Source organism: Marinomonas sp. G8-14 (genome assembly GCF_055808935.1).
In genome coordinates, this window is the sequence record NZ_CM147891.1 from 108733 (window position 1) to 131829 (window position 23097).

Annotated in this window: 21 protein-coding genes; 12 read left to right on the forward strand and 9 right to left on the reverse strand. The window is 41.0% G+C overall.

Features of this window, described 5'->3' with window-relative positions; all coding sequences use genetic code 11:
- Positions 1-67 precede the first annotated feature (67 nt).
- A complete protein-coding gene (locus AC0L6V_RS00595) occupies positions 68-1303 on the forward strand; it encodes an aminotransferase class V-fold PLP-dependent enzyme (RefSeq protein ID WP_265216790.1) in 1236 nt (411 codons plus the stop codon).
- A gap of 91 nt (positions 1304-1394) precedes the next feature.
- On the opposite strand, the gene bluB is transcribed toward AC0L6V_RS00595, so the two are convergent.
- Positions 1395-2051 carry a 5,6-dimethylbenzimidazole synthase gene (gene bluB, locus AC0L6V_RS00600; protein WP_265216791.1) on the reverse strand — a complete coding sequence of 219 codons (657 nt, stop codon included), beginning with the start codon at positions 2049-2051 and terminating at the stop codon, positions 1395-1397.
- Between the two features lie 176 nt (positions 2052-2227).
- Positions 2228-3682 (reverse strand): carotenoid oxygenase family protein, encoded by a 1455-nt coding sequence (locus AC0L6V_RS00605; protein WP_265216792.1) that lies wholly within the window; start codon positions 3680-3682, stop codon positions 2228-2230.
- A 377-nt stretch (positions 3683-4059) separates the two neighbouring features.
- On the opposite strand from AC0L6V_RS00605, the gene AC0L6V_RS00610 reads away from it, so the two are divergent.
- The 3 genes from AC0L6V_RS00610 to AC0L6V_RS00620 all read left to right on the forward strand — a co-directional run bounded on the left by AC0L6V_RS00610 (position 4060) and on the right by AC0L6V_RS00620 (position 5709).
- Positions 4060-4590 carry a TetR/AcrR family transcriptional regulator C-terminal domain-containing protein gene (locus AC0L6V_RS00610; protein ID WP_418138672.1) on the forward strand — a complete coding sequence of 177 codons (531 nt, stop codon included), beginning with the start codon at positions 4060-4062 and terminating at the stop codon, positions 4588-4590.
- Positions 4591-4802: 212 nt separating this feature from the next.
- Entirely contained in the window at positions 4803-5309 is a 507-nt protein-coding gene (locus AC0L6V_RS00615) for a hypothetical protein (RefSeq protein ID WP_265216794.1), read from the forward strand.
- A 154-nt stretch (positions 5310-5463) separates the two neighbouring features.
- Positions 5464-5709, forward strand: a complete 246-nt coding sequence (locus AC0L6V_RS00620; RefSeq protein ID WP_265216795.1) for a cyclase family protein — start codon at positions 5464-5466, stop codon at positions 5707-5709.
- A gap of 142 nt (positions 5710-5851) precedes the next feature.
- On the opposite strand, the gene AC0L6V_RS00625 is transcribed toward AC0L6V_RS00620, so the two are convergent.
- The 4 genes from AC0L6V_RS00625 to AC0L6V_RS00640 form a co-directional block, all read right to left on the reverse strand.
- Entirely contained in the window at positions 5852-6490 is a 639-nt protein-coding gene (locus tag AC0L6V_RS00625; RefSeq protein ID WP_265216797.1) for a GntR family transcriptional regulator, read from the reverse strand.
- 35 nt (positions 6491-6525) lie between these two features.
- On the reverse strand, positions 6526-8034 hold the full coding sequence (locus tag AC0L6V_RS00630) for a tripartite tricarboxylate transporter permease (protein ID WP_265216798.1): 1509 nt from the start codon (positions 8032-8034) through the stop codon (positions 6526-6528).
- A gap of 5 nt (positions 8035-8039) precedes the next feature.
- The gene (locus tag AC0L6V_RS00635; RefSeq protein WP_418139058.1) at positions 8040-8429 is read right to left on the reverse strand and encodes a tripartite tricarboxylate transporter TctB family protein; all 390 of its coding nucleotides are present in this window, start codon (positions 8427-8429) and stop codon (positions 8040-8042) included.
- 136 nt (positions 8430-8565) lie between these two features.
- Positions 8566-9549: a tripartite tricarboxylate transporter substrate binding protein gene (locus AC0L6V_RS00640; RefSeq protein ID WP_265216800.1), complete on the reverse strand. Its 984-nt coding sequence runs from the start codon at positions 9547-9549 to the stop codon at positions 8566-8568.
- 410 nt (positions 9550-9959) lie between these two features.
- Here AC0L6V_RS00640 and AC0L6V_RS00645 point away from each other — a divergent pair, with 410 nt between their 5' ends.
- From AC0L6V_RS00645 to AC0L6V_RS00655, 3 genes are all read left to right on the forward strand, one after another.
- Positions 9960-10640: an RraA family protein gene (locus AC0L6V_RS00645; protein ID WP_265216802.1), complete on the forward strand. Its 681-nt coding sequence runs from the start codon at positions 9960-9962 to the stop codon at positions 10638-10640.
- A 27-nt stretch (positions 10641-10667) separates the two neighbouring features.
- Positions 10668-11690 carry a hydroxyacid dehydrogenase gene (locus tag AC0L6V_RS00650; protein ID WP_265216803.1) on the forward strand — a complete coding sequence of 341 codons (1023 nt, stop codon included), beginning with the start codon at positions 10668-10670 and terminating at the stop codon, positions 11688-11690.
- A 353-nt stretch (positions 11691-12043) separates the two neighbouring features.
- Complete coding sequence (locus AC0L6V_RS00655; protein WP_265216804.1) at positions 12044-13186, forward strand: alpha-hydroxy acid oxidase; 1143 nt, start codon at positions 12044-12046, stop codon at positions 13184-13186.
- 209 nt (positions 13187-13395) lie between these two features.
- On the opposite strand, the gene AC0L6V_RS00660 is transcribed toward AC0L6V_RS00655, so the two are convergent.
- Positions 13396-15903 (reverse strand): TRAP transporter permease, encoded by a 2508-nt coding sequence (locus tag AC0L6V_RS00660; RefSeq protein WP_418138673.1) that lies wholly within the window; start codon positions 15901-15903, stop codon positions 13396-13398.
- A 135-nt stretch (positions 15904-16038) separates the two neighbouring features.
- A complete protein-coding gene (locus AC0L6V_RS00665) occupies positions 16039-17004 on the reverse strand; it encodes a TAXI family TRAP transporter solute-binding subunit (RefSeq protein ID WP_265216805.1) in 966 nt (321 codons plus the stop codon).
- Positions 17005-17242: 238 nt separating this feature from the next.
- Between AC0L6V_RS00665 and AC0L6V_RS00670 the strand changes: the two genes are divergently transcribed.
- The 3 genes from AC0L6V_RS00670 to AC0L6V_RS00680 all read left to right on the forward strand — a co-directional run bounded on the left by AC0L6V_RS00670 (position 17243) and on the right by AC0L6V_RS00680 (position 20176).
- The gene (locus AC0L6V_RS00670; protein ID WP_265216806.1) at positions 17243-17872 is read left to right on the forward strand and encodes an RraA family protein; all 630 of its coding nucleotides are present in this window, start codon (positions 17243-17245) and stop codon (positions 17870-17872) included.
- 1 nt (position 17873) lies between these two features.
- Positions 17874-19088, forward strand: coding sequence for a pyridoxal phosphate-dependent aminotransferase (locus tag AC0L6V_RS00675; RefSeq protein ID WP_409419204.1), 1215 nt, complete (start codon positions 17874-17876; stop codon positions 19086-19088).
- A gap of 182 nt (positions 19089-19270) precedes the next feature.
- Positions 19271-20176: a LysR family transcriptional regulator gene (locus AC0L6V_RS00680; protein ID WP_265216809.1), complete on the forward strand. Its 906-nt coding sequence runs from the start codon at positions 19271-19273 to the stop codon at positions 20174-20176.
- A 10-nt stretch (positions 20177-20186) separates the two neighbouring features.
- On the opposite strand, the gene AC0L6V_RS00685 is transcribed toward AC0L6V_RS00680, so the two are convergent.
- Complete coding sequence (locus AC0L6V_RS00685) at positions 20187-21068, reverse strand: LysR family transcriptional regulator (RefSeq protein WP_265216810.1); 882 nt, start codon at positions 21066-21068, stop codon at positions 20187-20189.
- Positions 21069-21153: 85 nt separating this feature from the next.
- Here AC0L6V_RS00685 and AC0L6V_RS00690 point away from each other — a divergent pair, with 85 nt between their 5' ends.
- Both AC0L6V_RS00690 and gltS read left to right on the forward strand, forming a co-directional pair.
- Positions 21154-21792 (forward strand): 4-carboxy-4-hydroxy-2-oxoadipate aldolase/oxaloacetate decarboxylase, encoded by a 639-nt coding sequence (locus AC0L6V_RS00690; protein WP_265216811.1) that lies wholly within the window; start codon positions 21154-21156, stop codon positions 21790-21792.
- Positions 21793-21837: 45 nt separating this feature from the next.
- Entirely contained in the window at positions 21838-23013 is a 1176-nt protein-coding gene (gene gltS, locus AC0L6V_RS00695; RefSeq protein ID WP_409419205.1) for a sodium/glutamate symporter, read from the forward strand.
- Positions 23014-23097 lie beyond the last annotated feature (84 nt).

Consider the following 23097-nt stretch of genomic DNA (forward strand, 5'->3'; position numbering starts at 1 on the left):
AAATAGCAAACAACTTGTGTGCCTTATTCTTTATACTTTGGATTACTGTCGCTTAGGAGATAAGGTTATGGCTGTGTCATTAGATTTGGCGTTTGTTCGTTCTCAATTTCCCGCTTTTAAAGAGCCATCTTTGGCGGGGCAGGCGTTTTTTGATAATGCGGGTGGTTCTTATGCTTGTCAGGCGGTGATTGATCACTTAAATCAGTATTATCGAGAAACCAAATTGCAGCCTTATCACCTGCATCCAGCAGCGCAAAAAGCGGGCGCTCAGATGGACTTGGCGCATGAGCGTTTGGCTTCTTATTTGAATGTGAATACCTGCGAAGTGCATCTTGGGCCTTCTACGTCTCAAAATACTTATGTGTTAGCACAAGCTTTTGGCAAGATTCTAAAAGCGGGTGACGAGATTATTGTGACCAATCAAGATCATGAAGCTAATATCGGTGTTTGGCGGGCATTAGAAGCACGCGGGATTGTGATTAAAGAATGGCAAGTTGATGCACAGACAGGGTCGTTAAATATAAATGATTTAGAGACACTTTTTACTGAACGAACCAAGCTTTTAGCTTTTACACATTGTTCAAATATCGTCGCTGAAATCAATCCTGTAGCGGATATTTGCACACGAGCAAAAACGGCGGGTGTGGCAACGATTGTGGATGGTGTGTCTTTTGCTGGTCATGGCTTGCCAGATGTGGATGCATTGGGAGCAGATATTTATTTGTTTTCGCTTTATAAAGCCTACGGAACGCACCTAGGGGTCATGGTCATTCGTGATGCCATGGCGGATAAATTAGGTAATCAGGCGCATTATTTTAATAAAGCGTATCGTCAAAAATGGTTTGTACCAGCTGGTCCCGATCATGCTCAGGTCGCGGCGAGCCGTGGTGTGCTGGATTACTTTGATGCCTTGTACGATCATCATTTTGAGGCGACAGATTCCGTAGCGGATAAGGTTAAACGAGTACGCTGCTTAATGCATGATGCTGAACAGGTTTTATTGTCTAAATTACTTAGGTTTGTGGATCAACATCCTAAATTGATTCTATTGGGACCTGCTGATCCTGCTAGGAGAGCCGCGACAGTGTCGGTTATTCCGAAAGGACAAACGCCTCAACAGCTAGCGCAGAAGCTAGTTGATCAGGGTATTATTTGTGGTGCGGGACATTTCTATGCAGTGCGACTGTTGGAAGCCATGGGAGTGGACACTCATACCGGCGTGGTGCGATTGTCTTTTGTCCATTATACCAATGAAGCAGAAATGGATCAGCTTATCGCAGCATTAGAAAAAGCGCTTGCATAGTCACTGAGAAAGGCAGATAGAATGTCTGCCTCTTCTGTTGTCTTATTTCAGAGAGTTGTCTTGGTTCAGATTATTCTGCTGTTGGTTCAGATTATTCTGCTGTTGGCTCAGACCAAAACTCGTAATGAATCGCCGAGCTGGCGTCTCGTCTTGGTAACCAACCGGCTCTTTCTAGGTCTGGGGTGTCATGGAACGCTTCTACATAGCCCACGCACAAATAGGCAATGATATCGATGGATTCTGGAATATTGAGCGTATCGCGTATCACCTTGTCATGAACAATGCTGACCCAGCCAACGCCGAGGTTTTCGGCTCTTGCGGCCAGCCATAAGTTTTGTACCGCGCAGACAGAACTGAATAAATCCATTTCTGGCTTCGCGGTGCGTCCTAGCACAACAGGCCCTGTTCGATTACGATCGCAGGTTACACAAATCCCCAAAGGCGCTTCTTCGATTCCTTCTAATTTCAGGCGTTTGTATTGCTCTTTGCGTTCACCTTCGAACCGTTCGGCGGCTTCGGCGTGTGCTTGTAGAAAGCCTTGTTTAATTTGTCTTTTAGAGTCTGGTTTAGTAACAAGAACGAAATCCCAAGGCTGCATAAAGCCTACGCTTGGCGCATGATGCGCCGCTAATAAGACTCGTTCTAAAACATCCTTTGGAATAGGAGCGGGTTTGAATTCTCGTCGTACATCACGACGGGAAAATATGGTTTTGTAAACCGCGTTGCGCTCTTCTGGTGTGATCTTCATAATGATCGACTTTTGTTTTGTGAGAAGCCGATATTATGAGGAATAGTGGTGTTTTATGCCAATGAACAAAATTCTGGTTACTATGTACTTTAATTGGTTTGGTTATTAGGACTAGTGTATTGAGATAAATAGAGATGGGTAGCCAATGAAGCTCATAGGCTACTCATCATTAAATGCTATTTGGCTCCAGACCAGTTGCCATGTAGTGACATTCTTAGTCTGAAAGGCACTTTTACTCTGGCGATTGGGCCATTACTCCAGCAAGCCGTATCGAGAACAACTAATTCTGAACTTTCTTTCCGTAAGTCATTCAGTACGCTAACAACCCAGCCATCACCTTCATCTGCAGTCGCTGATCGTGGGATGAAGATAGGCTCTTGAAAACAATGTGCATCGCCAGGGTACCAAGTTTCACTTTTGCCGGTATTGACGTTGATGCGTGCTAATTGATTGAAGAACTGGAATGGCGGTTCGCCTAGAGATTCGACGTCAAATGCTAAACTTGGGTCAAAAGCGAGCATGAAACACCAAGAATATTTTTTACCACTATAGCGAGCATCACAACGTGGAAATTCACACGGAAATGGTGTTTCTGTGATCATCATAGGCTCTATTTGAGATTCTTCTGATTCTAAGTCAAATACCCAGCGCATTAAAGCTGAGCGTAATGATTGTGGAGAAGGAACATAACCATCGGCTTGAGGGAAAAAGTAGAAGACGTTTCCAGAAGTGACTGGCATATCAACAATTAATTTGCCATCTTCTTCATAAGAGTTAACGGTATGCCCCTGAAAACCATTGATTGGACCATAAAACCAACGTACATCTTCTGCTGAACCATTGCGTGGCAAAACACCAAAGAGCTGTGGAAGGTCGGGTTGCCATTGAAAGTGTTTGCCGCCTGCTTTCATACGCTCTACATCAACGGTGAGGGGGATCACAGGGAAGATGACATAGTTATCAGTGACGGCGAAGTCGTGGATCATAGCGGCATAAGGTGCTTGAAACCAAATTTCCTTGGTTAGTTTTCCGTCCTTTGAAATTTCGAAATAGGCTATATCTGGTGTTCCGTCTCCTTTGGCCTCATAAGCAAAACAAAGCAATGAACCATTATCTGCATCTATTTTAGGATGTGCAGTGAAGGTTACAGACTTTATTTGGTTATCGAAATTCCATTCGCCAAGCGTTTCAAGCGTCTTTAAATCCATTGCCCAAGGTAATGCGTCTTCTTTAAGCGCTAGAAGTACACCGTTGTGCTCAATGACTGTGGTATTTGCTGTGGTGTTATTGTCCGCAGCAAGAGGATCATTTGTGTATGGATTTCGATAAATACCATTTAATGAGCGTTGTTCACGACGTTGTGCCATCAGACGATCTGTTTTTACGTAGCGGCGAGTAAGGCTCACTGTTCCCGAATTGAATCGAAAGGCGCTCACCATACCATCGCCATTGAAAAACATATCAGTACCTAACATAGGAGGATATTGAGGATCAGGAGCGACTTGGTAAAAAGTCCCATTAATTTCTTTTGGTAACTCGCCTTCAATTTCGAGGTCTTTCACCTCTGCTTCTATTCGACTGGGTTTATAAAGACCAGTAAATTCTGGTGTATTAGGGAATGTAAAGCTCATATAAGCCTCCTTAATGAGGTTTCATAATAGAAAGTTTACGTGATGTTCTAAGCAATTCGCTTGTAATAGGAAATCTGAAAAGAATTCATCTCCTATAGCAGCGACTGAGGCTGTCGTTTTTTCACCCTAGAAGAGGATGAGCCTAGGCAAAGTTTGTAACTTCCTATTAAAGCGCCACGTAATAATTTTTATAAATGAACGACTAAGTACAGTTTAGGCTTGATCTAGATCAAAGGTCAACTTTTTTGTACTATGAAGTACAGTTATGGGCGAGGTTGGTATGAGACGAAAAACAGCAGCAAAACGATTGGTGTTTATAAAGGCTGCAGGTAGCCTATTTCTTAATTATGGATTTTCAGCGGTTACGATGGAGTCTATTGCTGCCGCAGCAAAGAGGCTCTAAAGTAACGCTTTATAACTACTTTTCTTCTAAAGAAGAGTTATTTGAGGCTTGGGCTTTTGAAGCTGGGGAAGGAGCATTTGAGCAACTTGTTGCTGCTGTTGATGAAAATATGAGTCCTCGTGATGTACTGTTACGGGTTGGCATTGCTTATCTAAAGCTAATTACAAAGCAAGAGGTTATCTCAATAAATCGACTCATCATTGGCGAGGTGGAGCGGTTTCCACAGCTCGCTCAGCGTTTTTATGCTGTTGGCCCAAAAAGGACACTTGCCAATTTGATCTTGGCTGTTGATTCTCTTGTAGTGAGAGGCGCGTTAGTTGATCAAGATGCGAATAAAATGGCTATTCACTTTAAAGCCTTGTGTGAAGGAGCAATGTTTGAAAAGTTAATTTGGGGAATTGAGCCTTTACCAAGCGAAGACCGCATCAAAGAGTTGGTCACAGATGCGGTTGACCGTTTTATTCTTTTTTATGCTCGAAAAATACCCGATCAAAATGAAGGATAGAGGAGGTAAATTATTTTATCACAAGCTTTGCTCGTAATGGCGGTGAAAAATCAAGTTGATAATATCAAGGGGTGGATTAACTATTATCAACTTAATGGAAGGTGTGTTTTCGCTTATTCTCAAATCCGTCGCCATTCTGTTTTAAGAGTGTGTAAAGGAAAAATTAAGACCCATTCTTAGTATCAGTATTAACTTTATATGGGAATAAGTGAATGAAAAAACTCAAAATGTCTGCGGTTGTGCTGGCTTTGACCATGATGTCAGGGTATGTCACAGCGAATGCCGTTGATGAAGCATCAGCAGAAAGTATGGAGAAGAAGATGGAAAAACCCAGTATGTTAACTCAGGCCCCTAATATTCCAGCTGGGGTGATTCCTGATGAAGTTGACTTGTCTAATGCCGTTAATTTAGAAGAGCTTGAGGTGCAATACACTTACAGTTCAGGTCGTGCCTATAAATTAAAGTTTTATGATGATCGTGTCTCTTTTACACAACTTGATGCAGGGCACATCCCGACGCTAACGGTGCCTTATCGAGCGAAGAAAATTGGTAAGGATATGTTTTTAGTGCATTGGTTGGTGCCAGGAAGAATTGGCCATGTCAGTTTGATTTTGGATTTAGAGAACAAGCTAATTCATGCGTCGGCTCTTATGCCAGGGCAAATGGAGTTGTTTGATGGCGGTCCAATTGTCGACGTGTCGCGCGGTAAATACATGTAATAGCTTAAACCCCATCAAGAAAGGGACTAAGGTACTATAAAAAATAATAAGAGGAATAATAAATGAGGCCCTCCAAGACAAGACGTATCATCGATTTGCCCCGTCAAATTGGACAACAATCCTTATACCGATCCACTGCCATTATTACCCAAAATTGATTATACCTATCACCAGCAGGGATGCACCATTCAAATACACGCGTGAAAAGTTCGCTGAATCAGGTGATGCCTCTATTATATGGGAAGGTCATAAAGCGGGCAGAGATATCGGCTATGGTCAAATGGAAAAACTGTCTAATCTTGAAAGTTTGCCTGCCAGTGGCTTCCTAGTGTCTTACTTTCCCTACAAAATAAAAAATGGCACCGCAGGTTTTGTCCGTGCGGTAGCGATATTTTCGTAAAGAAGGAAATCAAAAAAATCTGTAAAGAGAGTGTCTTTATTAGACATTCTCTTTTGTGTTGCTTAAAAAATGAGCTTTTGCTAGTAGATTTGAATGAGAGCTGTCTGCATATGCTTTGTGCCAATATTGTTGTTGCTTAATATTACGTTGGTTTTCTTTTAAAACTATTTAACGCACCCATAAGGTGGCTTTCTATACTTGATTTTGCCCAATTAGCATCACCCGTTTCGATGGCTTTAATAATTTGACGGTGCTCCCTGATACTGTTGCGGACTTGTTCGTCCGTATAAATATAATATCTACCAATGACCAGCGGAAACTCAAGCAAACGAGATCCAAAACTCCGGATCATTGGATTTAAAGAGGATTCATAAATCAAATAATGAAAATCACGGTTGGCTTCTTTAAGTGCCTCTTGGTATCCGCTTTTTTTGTTATCAATAGCATCTTCCATACGATTTACAGTTTCTTTCATGGCATTCAATGAGCTTTCATTAATTCTCTCTGAGGCCAAGCAAACCGCATGCCCTTCCAAAACGACTCGAAGGTTGTAGATATCTACAATTTCAGATTTTCCTACCATCGAAACAACGGCGCCCCTTTTAGGCGCCTGCTCAAGGAAACCATCCGCAATCAATTTTTGAATAGCGGCACGAACTGGCGTTCTACTAGCATCTAATTCAGAAGCTAGCGCTTCCTCAACAAGTCGCGTTCCAGGTTCATAAAAACCAGACATTAATCGATCACGAAGGGCAATGTATATAGATTCACTTACTTTCATAGATATCCAAAAAAAACAGTAAAGTAAGTCTTATATTACTTTATTGTTGCTTCATCGCGCGAGCCTCTAAACCGAACCAGCATCTTTTTAATGACAGGCGTTAGTGACGTCATTGCGATTAGTCCGATCAAAATCCAGGAGATTCCACCTTCAAACAATACATTATACTGGCCATCTGACATTAATATGCTTCGTCTTAACGACTCTTCGGCCATAGGGCCTAAAATAACGGCTAAGACGGTAGGAGCTGTTGGTATTTCAAGACGTTCCATTACTAATCCAAGCACCCCGAAACATAACATCAACCAAACTTCAAAGAAGCTATTATGTAAGGCGTAGATACCAAGAACAGACAACGAAATTATCATTGGGGCTAATAGGCTAGCGGGTAGTTTTAGTATATGAATAAATGCTCTTGAACCAAAACGTCCCAGTACATACATCAGTCCCGATGTAACAAGCATAGTAATCATGAACCCATAGGTTATTTCAGCATTCTCTCTAAAGAGTTGAGGGCCAGGCAATAAACCATGTACTAATAATGCTCCTAAAATAACTGCGGCAACCGCACTGCCAGGTATCCCCAAAGTAAGGGCTGGAATTAAAGTCGCTGCTGTATCGGCATTATTAGCGCATTCTGCTGCGGCAACTCCTTCAGGTGCTCCTTTGCCATATTTGTCTTTTTCAGGGTCAGATCTCCGTTGTTCGTTCCAAGCAAGTAACGCTGCAATATTTCCCCCAACCGCAGGTATAATCCCCGCGATAACACCAATAATGGACGATTTAAACCACACTGGAATGAGTTTGCTCCAACGAAAGTTGTCGCTTTGTTCATTTTGTTGAATGATAGGTTTGATATTTTTCATTGAGCTGAAAGCCAACTCGATTGCTGGTGGAATAGCATATAAACCAGTTAACAAAACGATGATATTAATGCCGCTAAGCAAGTCCAATGAATCAAAGGCAAATCGCTCTGCACCTGTCATGGTGTCAATGCCTACCATACCTATTAATAGACCTAAGCATGCCGCAATTAAACCTTTAATTGGATTCTTAGATAAGAGCACGGCTATTGAAGTCAGCCCGAATGCAGATAGCCAGAAATAATTTGCAGGACTAAATTGAAGCGCGATTTTTGCTAGTGGTGGCGCCAATAATAGTAATGCGAGAGCGCTAACAGCGCTACCAATAGAGGAAGACGTCAATGAGATCCGCAATGCCAGCTTTGCCTTTCCTTGTTGTGCCATGGGATATCCATCAAAAACTGTTGCAATACCTGCAGGCGTCCCAGGAATTCTTAATAGAATAGCCGGAATCGAACCGCCGTACATTGCTCCATTATAAATGCCTGCAATCATACCTAACGCGACAAGCGGCTCCATCGTAAATGTCAAAGGTATAAGAACAGCAATCCCCATCGTTGCACTTAGTCCTGGTAGGGCGCCAATTGCGATCCCCACAGCCGTCCCAATTATCATTGAAATCATTACTGGAATAGTAAATACAATAAAGAATGCGTCATATATGTGAGTGAAAGATTCCATAACCATTATCCCATTAATAGAGCTGAAATAGCTTCAGGTGGCAGAGGTATTCTCAACACAACCCTAAAGACCACATAAATTAAGGTGCAAAAAACGAGTGCCGCAATGATTACGTTTTTTACATTTCGATAGCCAAGCCCAAGAGCCAGTAATGGAGTAAATATGACAGAACTCGTAATGACTCCAAGATAACTAATGCCTAATACAAATAAGGAACTAGAGGAAATGATTAGGAAAAACTTCCCCCATTCGAAGTCTGCTGTTTTTTCTTGATTCTTGAGTTGAAAGATCGACTTTAAGGACTGAGCAATCCAAATTAAAGATAATGCCAACATGATGAACAGTACTATTCTGGGTAAGAATCCTGATGTTGCACTATAGCCCCATGCTTCTATGAGCTCCGAAAATTGAAAAGATCGTTACTAATGTGCTAGACAGAAGTTCAATTTTTGCTTTATTCATATATTTCCCCACAAAAAATAAAGAGATATCGTTGCCCACGATATCTCTTTTTATTGAATGCTTTAGCTTTTAACCCTTAATCCAAGGTTCTGCCGTCCAAATAGCATTGTAGGTATCATGTAAACGCTGCAATGTGGCGCCAAAGTCTTTGCTGTTCATATAAGATAGGGGAAGGTTTTGCTCTTTTGCTTTACTAACAAATTCTGGGTCACTGACAGCCTGTTCCAATGCTTTTTCTAGTTTCTTTTGAATGTCACTTGGTAACCCTGCTGGGGCTGCTAAACCGCGCATTGATCCTGAAACGACGTCATATCCCTGTTCCATAAAAGTAGGTACATTTGGTGCCTCGCTCCAACGGGATTCTCCCATTTGTCCTAAAATTAGTAAGTTTCCTTCTTGGCCATCTGCAATGGCTTCACTCATATTCATATTTGCCAAGTCAATATGTTCACCGAGTGCCGCTGTTCTTACATCAGCTGATCCTTTGAATGGAATATGCTTCATTTTAATATTTGTTTGTTTTTCAAAAGCCAATGCCGCTAAATGATCATCCCCACCAATACCTGTTGTTCCATAGGTAAGTTTGCCTGGATGTTCATTTGCATAACTAACTAAATCACCTAATGATTTTATTTGGCTGTTGATAGATACGCTGAAAGCACCTGGATCGTCAACGACATTACCTATTGGCGTAAAGTCTGCGAGGCTGTATCTGGCTTTACGTTGAATAGGGATTGTAATGAGGTTAGGTGTATTAACAAAGCCTATCGTATACCCATCGGGAGAGGCTTTTGCTAGTTCAGTAAAGCCAATCTCTCCGCCAGCACCGGGTTTATTCTCGATCACTATAGAGACGTTTTCACCCATGTATTTTTCGATATAGGGTGCCAGTGTTCTAGCCGCAATATCCGTTCCGCCACCTGCACCGTAGGCAACGATCATTTTAATTGAGCGTTCAGGATAATCAGCCATTGCTGAGATAGAGGCGCTACACAGCATAGTCAGGCTAAGTGTTTTCAAAAACATACCAACTCTAGGTTTTATTATTTTCATCTTTGTTTCCTATCGTTTTTTTAGTTTAGGCAATACAAAAAAACAATTTATTAAAGATGCTTAGGTTCTCTAATAAATGTGTTTCTGTATACAGTTTTAGTATAGTTCCGTGCGGTGAACGAAGTAAATAGAAATGACAAAAATAAAGGATTATTTATTTTTTTCTTATAATTCAATAACTTGTTTATTATTTTTGTATTTTTTATATCTCTTTATTATAAATAGATTGCGATAAATGTATTTTGTTTGTATTTTTTTAGTACTTTTTTTGATGTTGTATGCATTCATTCTTACCAACAAGGCTTTCCGGTAATTATTGTTGGTGAGTAGTCGAGTAATGAAAACATGACGTAGCTCGCTGAGATATGTTGACGAGTCTTAAAATAAAAACACCACATAGGAATTGAAAAATGAACAACATTGGTTTCCAAATCAAAAATCGCAAAAGAAGAATTGATAGCTGCATCGTAGCCAGCTTTAAAAGTCTTCCTGTTGCTAACGTTAGTGATTGCATGAACCGCTTATTCGCTGGTGGATCCAATATTCGCCCTATTCATGATTCAACAGAGGTTATCGCAGGCGCTGCTTTAACCGTTCGTACTCGTCCTGGCGACAATTTGGTATTACACCATGCGATTGATATCGCTGAACCGGGAGACATCATTGTTGTTGATGCTGGCGGCGATCAGACAAATGCATTGATGGGAGAAATTATGGCTGCTCTTGCTATTAAAAAGGGGGTTGCTGGAATCATTATCAATGGCGCGATTCGTGATGCGGCTGAAATTCGAAGAATGGGGCTACCTGTTTTTGCAACAGGTATTTCTCATCGAGGTCCTTACAAAGATGGTCCGGGAGAGATAAATACACCTATATGCATTGACGGGATGGTTATCGAAGCTGGCGATCTAATTTTAGCCGATGGAGATGGCGTACTGTCTGTAAGTATTGATCATGCTGAAGCTATTTTGGCTGCTGCTCAAGCGAAATATGCTGCAGAACAAGTTGAAATCGCAGCGATAGAAAACGGAAGCGTTGATCGCAGTTGGGTCGTCAATGCCTTGAAAGCTCGTGGCTGCGTTTTCGAATAAAAACAATAAGTTATGAGGGTATTAAAAATGCGCCAAGAAAGAGTAGTTGCCAGATTTGAGGCATGGATTAATCCAATATTCGACAAAATCATAAACGAACGTTCTGATACAAGACTTGAAGTTATTGACTTTAACGACAGCGAAGAAAGTGTGTGGGCTAAACTAAAAACAGTGGATGTATTGCATTTACGCCCGACGTTGGATGAGGTTCCTCCCAAGTGGCGAGTCAGTAAGGAATTATTGGCTAAATGTCCAAACCTAGTGTGCGTCTCTTCTACTGGAGCGGGTTATGACACTATCGATGTTGAAGCTTGCACCAAAGCTGGCGTGGCTGTCGTTGGGCAAATGGGGATCAATGCTACTTCAGTAGCTGAAATGGCTGTTGGCTTGATGCTTTCTGTGTCACGACGAATAACCGAATCTGATAGAGTTCTAAAAAATCGACGAGGGTTTAGTCGCGAAGAGCTGATGGGACATGACCTTTGTGGACGTGTTTTAGGGATTGTTGGTTTAGGGTATGCGGGATCGGCTACCGCGAAACTGGCTAACGCATTTGGTATGAAAGTCATTGCTTTTGATCCGTACCTTACCTCCGAGGAAATGGCATCACGAGGGGCTATTTCAGTAGGTTGGGAGGAACTACTAAAAGAGTCAGACATCATTTCACTGCATTGTCCAAGAGACAGCTCAACACGAAATATGTTCAATGCAGAGGCATTCTCAAAGATGAAAAAAGGCGCTCAGTTTGTCACTACTGCCCGTGGAGGAATTCATGATGAATCTGCCTTATACCAAGCATTAAGTACTGAGCATTTAAGTGGCGCAGGATTAGATGTATGGGAAGAGGAGCCTCCAGCGTTGGATCATCCTTTATTATCTCTACCTAATGTAGTTGCGACCTATCATACGGCAGGTGTCTCTCATGAAGGTCGCTATAATGTTGCATCACAAGGAGCGTTACAAATTAGAGAAATACTGGACGGAAACAAGCCATCCCGATTAATTAATCCTGAAGTATGGGAAGTATTTCTTAAGCGCAATTCACTTTAAGGAAGTGTGATTTTTCTTGGTATTTTAAATGGATAGTTTTTTAAAGAATAACTATCTAAGGCTTAATGATTGAAAGGGCAGATCAGCCAAAGTCTGCTCTTTCGATTAGCATTCCTCAGCATCGAACCATCGATGTACTCAATGCGATGCTTAAAAAACATCCTTGGCACGATGAAGCAGTGAATCGACTAAAGCCTAAATACTTTCATCAGTTCTGATCAAGCCCATCAATGAAGTTCGGAGATTAAGATGTCCAGCAATGAGTCTATAAAAACAAATAAAACCACGATTAATACAGTTTATTCTGGAGTACCTCCAAAAGAACAACTCGGTTACTTTCTCGTGTATTAAGCTTGGACGATTTTGAAATTGAAGCAAAAAAACTGCTACCACGCCCTATATTTGGTTATATTTCTGGTGCGGCAGAGAACAATGTTTCTCGAAAACGCAACCGAGAGTCCTTTGATGATTACGAGTTTTTACCTCGTGTACTAAATGATGTTTCTAAAAGAACAACGACAACCGAGTTATTTGGAAAGACCTATGCGGCACCTTTCGGTATAGCGCCGATTGGCTTAAGTGCTCTCTATGCTTATCGAGGTGATATTGTGTTAGCGAAAGGAGCTGCGCAAGAAAACGTACCTATGATATTGAGCGGCACTTCTCTCATTCGCTTAGAAGAGGTAATTAAAGTCAATCCAGACGCTTGGTTTCAAGCCTACTTGCCCGGTGATGATGCAAATATCGATGCTCTACTGCAACGTGTTGAAAACGCTAACTTTAAAACATTAGTCTTGACTGTCGATACTTGTGTTCCAGCCAATAGAGAGAATAATGTCCGTGCAGGCTTCAGCACTCCACTAAAGCCTAGCTTTCGCCTCTTGCTTGACGGAATACTTCATCCGCGATGGTCTATTGGGACCTTCTTAAAAACAATAACTTTTTACGGTATTCCACATTTTGAGAACAGTTACGCTCATCGTGGTGTGCCTATTTTATCTCCTACTGTCGAGCGTGACTTTTCATTTCGTGACCATCTAAACTGGTCTCATGTAGAAAGAATTCGTAAGTTATGGAAAGGGACATTTGTGATTAAAGGTATTCTCAATCCAGAAGATGCCCGGAAAGCAGTTGAAATAGGCGCAGACGGTATCATTGTTTCCAATCATGGCGGGCGCCAACTGGATGGTGCAATCGCTCCTCTTCATGCATTGCCTGCTATTGTTCAAGCCTGCCCTAACATTCCTGTTATGATGGATAGCGGTATTCGTCGCGGTGGGGATGTTATCAAAGCGTTGGCTCTTGGGGCGTCTTTCGTTTTTGCTGGCCGCCCGTTTGCCTATGCTTCTTCTGTTGCTGGCGAAGCTGGTGTAAAACACGCACTTGGTATATTGAAAACCGAAATGATGCGTAATATGGCACTTGTTGGGGTGAATGATGTTCGCGATATCAATATCAACGAACAAGTTATTCCATACTCAAAGCGAGTTCGCTGAATGGATCCAACTGTAGTGGCCTAGTAAAACGGGCCACTACCTTATCGTTGAACTAGTTTCTGCCTTGATCTGACAGACTCCTTATTTTAGTTGGTGTCTGCTAGTTCGGACTGGGCTAATTCCTAATTCTCTTCCATCAAATAATGTGTTCAGTGACGTCCTTCCACAACATGTTTACCCCTGATGAATTCGGTCATTCCTGTAATAGACTATTTGGAGTTACTAGACCTTTTTCTCCTTAATTGATTGTAATAAATAAAAATACACATCAAGAATGCTGGAATCCAAAAAAGTTCTTTGCTTGGTCGTTCGGAATTAATACCGACCGATATGATTTTTTGGTCAAACTCAAAACCTAGTTTCTCAGCAGGGGAGGCGAAACTGACAGTGTCAATCAATAGCCCATCATCCTTGGATATTAGGTTTAATCCTAAATCCTCAAAGTGTTCGACTTTACCTACCTTATCTATTTCTTTTGGTAGCAATGTGAAGAAGGTTACTTTCTCACCAACCTTATCAAAACCATCTATTTGCAACTTTAGATAGTGGTCGCGATCCATTGAATCATAAGTACTCTCTATGTTTTGAAGCGGTACTGATTGAAACGGTGGATATACTAGATCAAGCCAAAATCCAGGACGTAGTAACGTGAATGCAATGAGTAGGAAAGCAAGGTTTTCATACCATTTGTTTTTTACGATTAAATAGCTTTGCATACCAGAGGAAAAGGCCATCATTGCAATAGTTGAAACGCAAAAGATGATGATTCCCCAATACCAAGTGACATCGATTAACAAAAGATCGGTATTGTAAATAAAGATGAATGGTAATAAAGCGGTTCTAAGGCTGTACTTGAAAGCTTGTAAGCCTGTCTTTATTGGGTCTCCTTTTGCAACGGCAGCGGCCGCAAAAGAGGCTAACCCCACAGGAGGGGTTACGTCTGCCATTATGCCGAAGTAAAACACAAATAAATGCACGGCAATTAGTGGTACAATGAGTCCATTCTGTTCACCTAAAGAGACTATTACTGGTGCCAGCAAGGCTGATACAACGATGTAGTTCGCTGTAGTCGGTAATCCCATGCCAAGAATTAAGCATAATAGAGCGGTTAATATCAGCATAATAAGTATATTTCCCATGGAAAAATACTCTACGAGATCAGCTAGAACTAAGCCAATTCCTGTTTGTGCAACTGCACCAACTACAATGCCTGCTGCTGCTGTTGCTACGGCAATACCTATCATGTTTCTTGAGCCAGCCTCAAGAGCTTCAAAAAGATCTTTTGTACCTGAATGAACACTTTGTAAGATCGATTCTGTTTTTTCTTTTCTGAATACCGCCTTTAGGGGTTTTTGAGTTAATAAGATAAAGATCATAGCGCTTGATGCCCAGAAAGAAGAAAGGCTAGGCGACATTTGTTCTACCATTAAGCACCAAATTAAAATCACTACGGGTAATAAGTAATGCAATCCGCTCATTAGTGTTTGTTTGAAGTCAGGCAGTACGTTTAGATCGGAATCGTCTTCTTCTAAATCCGGATACTTAGAGACGACGTTAATAATGTAGAAATACGATGCTGAGATACTTAATAGGATGATATATATGGCACTGTCATGGAAAAGATCTTTTACCCAAGACACACTAAAATAAATAAGATAAGACAATGCCGACATTGCTAGGAAGCCAAATAGGAATTTACTGGCTTTTATTAGTAGACTCACAGATTTAGCGTTATCTTTTATTCCTACTGCGCCCATTTTTTGTGCTTCTAGGTGGACAATAAAAATTAATGATATATAGGATATTAACGCCGGTAAAAAAGCACTTTTAATTACTTCGCTGTATGGGATTCCTATGTACTCAACCATCAAAAATGCGGCGGCGCCCATGACAGGCGGCATTATCTGACCGTTAACGGACGAGGCGACTTCTACCGCCCCTGCCTTTTCTGCAGAGAAGCCAACTTTACGCATCATTGGAATGGTAAATGTCCCTGTTGTAACAACGTTAGCGATAGAGGATCCAGATACAAGGCCAGTCAGACCGGATGCTACTACAGCGGCTTTTGCTGGGCCTCCTGAGTATTTACCTAGCACTGAGAAAGCCGTTTTAATGAAAAAATTACCTGCTCCGCCTTTTTCTAATAGCGCACCGAATAATACAAAGAGAAAAACAAAGCTAGTGGATACTCCTAAGGCAATGCCAAAAACGCCTTGTGTTGTCAGCCATTGGTGATTGATTAATGAATTTAAACTGACTCCTTTATGCGCAATCATGCTTGGCATATAAGGGCCTAACACGGAATAAAGTATAAAAATTAGGGCTATGCTTGCTAAAGGTAGTCCGAGTGAGCGCCTTGTTGCTTCTAGGACTAATAACAATCCAATTCCGCCAACGATTACATCTTCTAGTATTGGACTGCCTGGACGTTGTGCTAATTGGTCATAAAATACATATAAATAAGCCCCTGTTGAACTGGCTACTAAGGCAAATAGCCAATCTAACCCTGAAACGCGGAACTTGTTTGATTTGTCAGTAGCAGGAAAAGCAATAAAAACGAGAAACAGCGCAAAAGTAAAATGAATATATCGGGCTTCTACACCGCTAAAAATACCAAAGTTAAGTATGAAAGGAAGAGGCGAGGCTATCCATAATTGGAAAAGAGCCCAACTAACAGCGAGTGTGATTAAAAGTTTTTTTCTGCGCCTTCCAGACATCTTGCTCCAACATCGACCGATTCGACAAGTTCATTGATAGAAGCGTTTTCTACATTACTCATAAGACAATCCGATTTTAAAAAAGAACTATGTGCATCATGGATGCACATAGGGCCATCAGTGTTGCTTGATTAATTATTCTATCCAACCGCGTTCTCTATAGTAACGTTTGGCTCCCTCATGTAATGGAGCCGATAGACCGTCATCAACCATATTCGCCTCCGCTAAATGAGCGAATGCTGGGTGAATTTTTTTAATACGGTCTAAATTGGTGAAAACCGCTTTCGTGATGGCGTATATGACGTCATCAGGAGTATCTTTGTCGGTAACTATGGTAGCCACAACACCATAGGTGTTTATGTCATTTGGATTTCCTTTATATAGTCCACCAGGAATAGTTGCTTTTGCATAGTATGGGTATTTTTTGATCAGTTGATCAATATCATCTCCTTCTACTGGGATGATTTTTGCATCCGTTACTGTGGTTGCCTCTTGAATTAGGCCAGAAGGATGCCCCGTCACGATCGTGAAAGCATCAATGTTGTTGTCACTTAATGCTGAGCTTTGTTCTGTGCTGGTTAGTTCTGAGGCAAGAGAAAAGTAATTGAAGTCCAATCCTTTAAAAGACATAAGAGTGTCCATTGTGGCTCGTTGCCCTGAACCAGGATTACCTACGTTTACTCTTTTACCTTTTAAGTCATCAAAGCTTTTGATACCGGACTTTGTGCTTGCGACTATGGTCAATGGTTCGCCATGCATGGAAAACACTGATCGTAAGTCGTCAAATTTAGTATCAAACTGGCTTAAGCCGAGCATAGCGTTAAAACCAACATCTGATTGCGCGACACCAAGATCTAAATCTCCAGAGCGAATACCGTTAATGTTTGCAACGGACCCTCCAGTAGATGGCGCATTACATTTTATATCTGAGTCTTTTAAGTTGTTCACCAATCGACAAATCGTTTGTCCTACGACGTAATAGGTGCCTGTTTGTCCACCTGTTCCTATCGTTACGTAGCTTTCTGCACTGGCTGTTCCAGATGTAGCGGCAATGCTGAGTCCTAATATTGTTCCTGATAGATATTTGCTGATGTTTTTCATGTCAGTACCTACTTTGTAGTTATCGTGTGTAGCTTTTTAGAGCTGTATTCGATTCAAGCAGTATTTTCATGCTAAGAAAAACGATTTAAATAGATCTATTAACAGTAGTTTTTAGAATGTTATTTTTGTTTTTAATATTCCTTTTTATCACTATTTAGAATGCGAAAAACTCCCTTTTTTTGATGCGCAAAAAATGTGACTCTGACTCGATTCATCGCAATCTATAGAGAATGACATTATGAATACGGAAAACAATATACCGTCAGCCATTGATCAACTTAAGAGCATATCGACTACGGTTATTAGTGATGCTTTGGGAATAAATCGCGGCATTAGTGGATTGAAAAAATATCACCAACATAGTTTGAAGTTAGTTGGCCGAGCATTAACGATAAAGTGTAGTCCAGGTGATAACTTGTATGTTTATAAAGCACTCAAACTTGTGCAAAAAGGAGATGTGCTTGTTGTTGATGGTCGAGGCGCAGTAAATAACGCTCTGATGGGCGAGTTGATTATGCTCCAAGGGCTTAAAAATGGCTGTGAAGGTTTCGTTATCGATGGTGCGATTAGAGATGTGGAAGCCTTTAGGAATACTCCTGTTTACGCCCGCGATACAACCCATTTTGGTCCTTTTAAAAATGGACCGGGTGAAATAGGTGTTCCCGTTTCTATTGGTGGTCATGTTGTTTGTAATGGCGATTTTATTGTTGCTGATGATGATGGTGTTGTGTCTTTTTCGCCTGAACAAGTAGATGAAATCATACAAAAGTCTCTAGAGATTCTTAAGAAAGAAGAAGGGATTATTGATCAAATCAATACGAACAGAATGGATTGGGTTGATTTGATTCTAGATAAAGCAGGAATATAAAATGGTATCGAACGTGTTATCTCAAAGAGTAAATAACCTTAATGAATCGGCAAGCTTAAATACAGCTGCACTTGCCCAAAAGCTGATCTCAGAAGGGAGAGATATCGTCAATTTTTCAATTGGCGAGCCTGACTTTAACACCCCTGATGCCGCCTCTCTGGAAGCTATTAAAGCGATAACAATGGGAAAAACCCATTACTCAAATCCTCAAGGAAACCTTGATCTTCGTGAGGCGATATGTGAAAAGTTACAACGAGACAACGAATTAGCCTACAGCACAGACGAGGTGATCGTCGGAAGTGGCGGTAAACATATTATCTACCACACTTTTTTAGCAACAATTGATCCTGGTGATCAGGTGATTGTTCCAGCACCTTATTGGGTATCTTATCCAGATATTGCATCGCTTTGCGGTGGCGAGCCAATTATCGTTCAACCAGACCCTGTTAGTTTGAAGTTAACATCGACAGAACTAGAAAAAAATATAACTCAGAAAACCAAATGGGTTGTTTTGAACTCACCTTCAAATCCAACGGGAGCTGTCTATACAGAAGCAGAGTTACAGTCGATCGCCAATGTACTAAGGAGGCATACAAGCGTACTAATTTTGTCGGATGAAATTTACGAAAAATTTGTTTATCCACCTGCGAAGCATATTTCCCTCATTAATGTTGCTCCTGATTTAAAAGAACGAACCTTGATAGTGAATGGGGCATCTAAAGGCTACGCTATGACCGGGTGGCGTATAGGGTTTGGTGCTGGGTCGAAGACACTGGTTTCAGCGATCAAGAAGCTCATATCACAAACAACTACCTGCCCAAGCTCTATAAGCCAAGAGGCGGCAAAAGTTGCTTTTGGTGACAGTCAGTCTTCCATTGTAATGCGTGATAGTTTTCAGATTAGAAGAGACACCGCTGTTGCTATTCTATCTTCATCTAGCTTTCTAAGTGAGATACATAAGCCTGAAGGGGCTTTTTACCTGTTCCTTAACTTAGAGAAGATCATCGGCAATAAAACGGCGGCAGGGCAAACATTGGCTACAGATAACGACATTGTTAATTTTTTATTGGAAGAAGCTAATGTCGCAACGGTATCAGGTAGTGCCTACGGTATGTCGCCGTATTTACGTATCTCATTTGCCTGCTCTATCGAGCAAATTGAAAAAGGTTGCCAATCCATTGTTGATGCATTGAGCACCTTACAATCTGGGCAATAGCGTCCTCCCATTTTGATTATATGACCGTCAATAATCAGCCACTGAAGTGTTTTCAGTGGTTTTTTTATTTTGGCTATTTAACGTTGTTATTAAAATAAGGTAAAAGTACTTCTTGGTAATTAAGTATTGAAAAATATTTAGATGTGTCGTTTCGCTAAAATGGTATACGTTGGAGAGCAAGGGTGATTACGTTCAAACAGATAGAGGCTTTATATTGGATTGCGGAGTTAGGCAATTTCGCGTTAGCCGCTGATAAACTTAATACGACACAATCTGCTATTTCTAAACGGATTAACGAGCTCGAATCTGTCTTTGACATGGAAGTATTTGATCGTTCGAGAAGAAATGCAAAGCTGACTGAAAAAGGTGCTGAGCTGTTAGCCTTATCGAAAGATATGCTCGATATGAGAGATCACGTTTTGGAGCGAATGAGCAGCCCCGAAACACTCCATAAACGTTTTAGAATTGGAGTGACGGAATTGACTGCACTCACATGGCTACCAACGTTAGTGAAGATGATTTCGCAAAGTTATCCTAAGTTAATAATTGAGCCTCAAGTCGAGCTAAGTTCTACTTTGCTTGAGAAATTAGGCAATGATTCATTGGATATGATTATTGTGCCTGATGTTTATGATGATGCTGCCTATAAAGTGTGTCGGCTGAAAACGGTTAAAAATGCTTGGATGTGTACACCTGATTATGTATTAGCAGATGATGTCCTGGATTTTCAACGTTTATCCCAGCTTAATGTGCTTACGCAGAGTAACCTCTCAGGTACAGGAGTTATTTATGAACGTTGGTTTGCACAAAACAATCTGAAAATATCACGGACGCTACTGAGCAATAGTCTAGTTGCGCAAATAGGTTTGACGTTATCAGGAATAGGAGTGAGTTATTTACCTATCGCGGCAATGAAAAAGTATCTAGATAGTGGGCTTTTAAAAATACTCCATGTTACTCCTCAACTCCCTGAAGTAAGATATGCTGCGCTATACCGTGCAGATAGAGATTCAAGGTTATATAGCGATGTGACCTGCTATGCGGCTGAAACTTGTGATTTTGATAGAGTTCTAATAGGCGGCTCTTAAGAGGTGATGTCTATGTTTTCAGAAAAGATAAAAAAGCATCAACGTGTATGTTGTGCTCTCTGGTATTGGTGACCGCAACGATTGATGTGCTTGTTTCTAAACCTTCTATTGGAATAAATACCACATCTTTAAAGTGATTTTTTGATATGGATTGCGCGACAAGAGTTACACCTAATCCTGCTGATACGAGTGATAAAGCGGTATGTATTTCAATGGCTTCATAAGACACTTCTGGCTTAGAGCCTTTTTTAGCTAAAGCGTCTAAGATTTTTTTACCGTAGCTGGTTACTGGATCTTTCGGGTAGATAATAAAAGGCTCCTTGTCGATATCTTCCGGTACTAATGATGTTTTTTCAGCTAGCGGGTGGTGAGCCGGTATCGCGACAACAAAGGGGTCTTCCATAATTAAGGTATGTGTTTGATGATCTGGTGGTGAAAACTCGCCAATAAATCGCGAAATACCAATGTGGATGCGCCTATCAACTAAAAGGTCTGGTTGATATTCAGATAACACTTCTAATAAGTCTAAATGAACGCTTGGATAAGCTTCGCGAAATGCTCTTATTGCCTGAGGCATGATGGTAAATAGCGTTGATCTCACCACGCCAATACTTAAGCAGCCGCTCTTGCCTGTCGCGATATCATGTGTTTCCTCATCCAGTTTTGTCATCTGAGCTAACAGATCTTTTGCTCTTGGATAAAAGTATTTTCCTAATGCGGTCAATTCCATCGGACGAGTGGACCGATCAAAAAGCTCTCCCCCTAAATGGTTTTCTAGCTGGCTGATTTGCATGCTAATTGCTGTTGGGGCAATAAAAAGATGCTTCGCAGCTTGAGTGGCGCTGCCACAACTAACGACTTCACAAAAATATCTGAGCTGTTTTAAGTTCATTTTTTCTTATCTTAAGTTCAAAAAAGCATGTTTGTTTAAGTTTTTACTTTAGCTTAAATTGGAATTAAGTTCAAAGGAGAGCTGTATGACTAAACAAACAATAAAAAATGACGAGTTACTGAAACGCCTTAAAGAGCTTGGTACGGCAACTGTCTATGAAGCTCAAGGAGCAAAAGGCGCTCTTGATAGCGGAATGAAACCGTTGAGTAGCAGCATGACTCTAGCAGGTCCAGCTTTAACATTAGATTGTAAACCTGCTGATAACCTGATGATTCATTATGCCTTATTGCAAGCAAAGCCTGGTGATGTGTTGGTAGTTGATGCAAAAGGCTTTTTAGAAGCCGGACCTTGGGGGGATGTTCTAACTGAGCAGGCATTGGCGATCGGTTTAGCAGGTTTGGTAATCAATGGGTCTGTTCGAGATGCAAAAACCATTATCGAAATGGGATTTCCTGTTTTCTGCAGAGGAATAAGCATCAAGGGTACTGGAAAAAATCAGCCTGGTGAGGTGAATGTTCCGATTTGTATTGGTGATGTTCAGATTTGCCCTGGAGATATCGTTATTGGAGACCAAGATGGTCTTGTTATTGTTAACCCTAATAAAGCGCAGAGTGTTTTAGAAATGGCTGAGTTGAGAGAATCAAAAGAAGCTGTTTTTAGAGAGCAGATAAGAGCGGGTAAAACCACGTTAGAGCTATTAGGGTTAGAAAGTAAATTTTTATAACGATCTAAATAAACTTTCCTAAAAAAATAATAAAGGAATCTACAAATGAACATTACGCTTGATCTAGTTCAAACCATGGGTTTGGCTGTCGTCGTTCTTTTCTTAGGCCGTTATCTCAAAGGTAAAGCGCCTATATTTCAAAAATACTTTATTCCAGCTCCTGTCATTGGTGGTTTGTTTTACGCCATTTTGATGCTAATAGGCAAACAAACTGGCTTATATACAGTGACTCTTAATCAAGGGCTTACTGATTTTCTGTTAGTCCTATTCTTTACTTGTACTGGTTTTATGGCCAGTCTGCACGTGATTAAACGCAGCGGTAAACAAGGGGTAATTCTGGCTGTGGCGGCGGTTTCCTTACTATTCCTACAAAACTTGCTTGGCATAGGTTTATCCAAACTACTGGGTATTCATGCATTACTTGGGGTAAGCATGGGCTCTGTTGCTATGTCTGGTGGTATTGGTTCTGCTGCTGCATTTGGTCCATCATTTGAAGCATTAGGTGTTCAATCCGCTACTGTTACTGGCATCGCAGCTGCAACATTTGGTTTAGTGATGGGAAGTCTTGTTGGTGGGCCTGTAGCAAAGCGTTTGATCGAAAGGTTTGATTTAAAAAGTAGTGCTAATAACAATGAAGTAGTAGATCTTGAAGATGGTGATTTTCATAAACGTACGCCACTGGGTACCGTTTCTGTTGTGTTATTGACTATGTCTTTTGGCTCAGTCCTTGTCTTATTACTTAATAAAACTGGCATTACTTTCCCATATTATGTGGGTGGTGTTTTCGCCGCGGCAATTGTTAGAAACGTATGTGACCACAATGACTACAAGCTTAAGATGAGTCATATTGATCTGATTGGTAGTATCTCGCTTAGCTTATTTTTAGTGCTTGTTATTATGTCGCTAAAAATTTGGCAGCTGTTCGACCTTGCGATACCAATGCTTGTCGTTCTTGTGTCTCAGATGATGCTGATGGTGTTATTTGCCTACTTCGTTACCTTCCGCTTGATGGGGAAAGATTACGAAGCCGCGGTTATGGCCGCTGGCCATTGTGGTGTTGGTTTAGGTCAAACGCCTAATGCCGTTGCAAACATGGCAACTATTATAGATCGTTTTGGACCTGCGCCAAATGCTGCTGTTATGTTGCCCGTTATTACAGTGATCTTTATCAATATTTTTAACCCATTTATCATTACTTTGTTTATGAATTTTTTTAGTTAAGAGAGTTATAAGTGTGAGTTAAACTGTCTATTCATTAGTGATGGTTTAGCTCATATTTTATTTAGGGTAGGCAATAGGTTGATA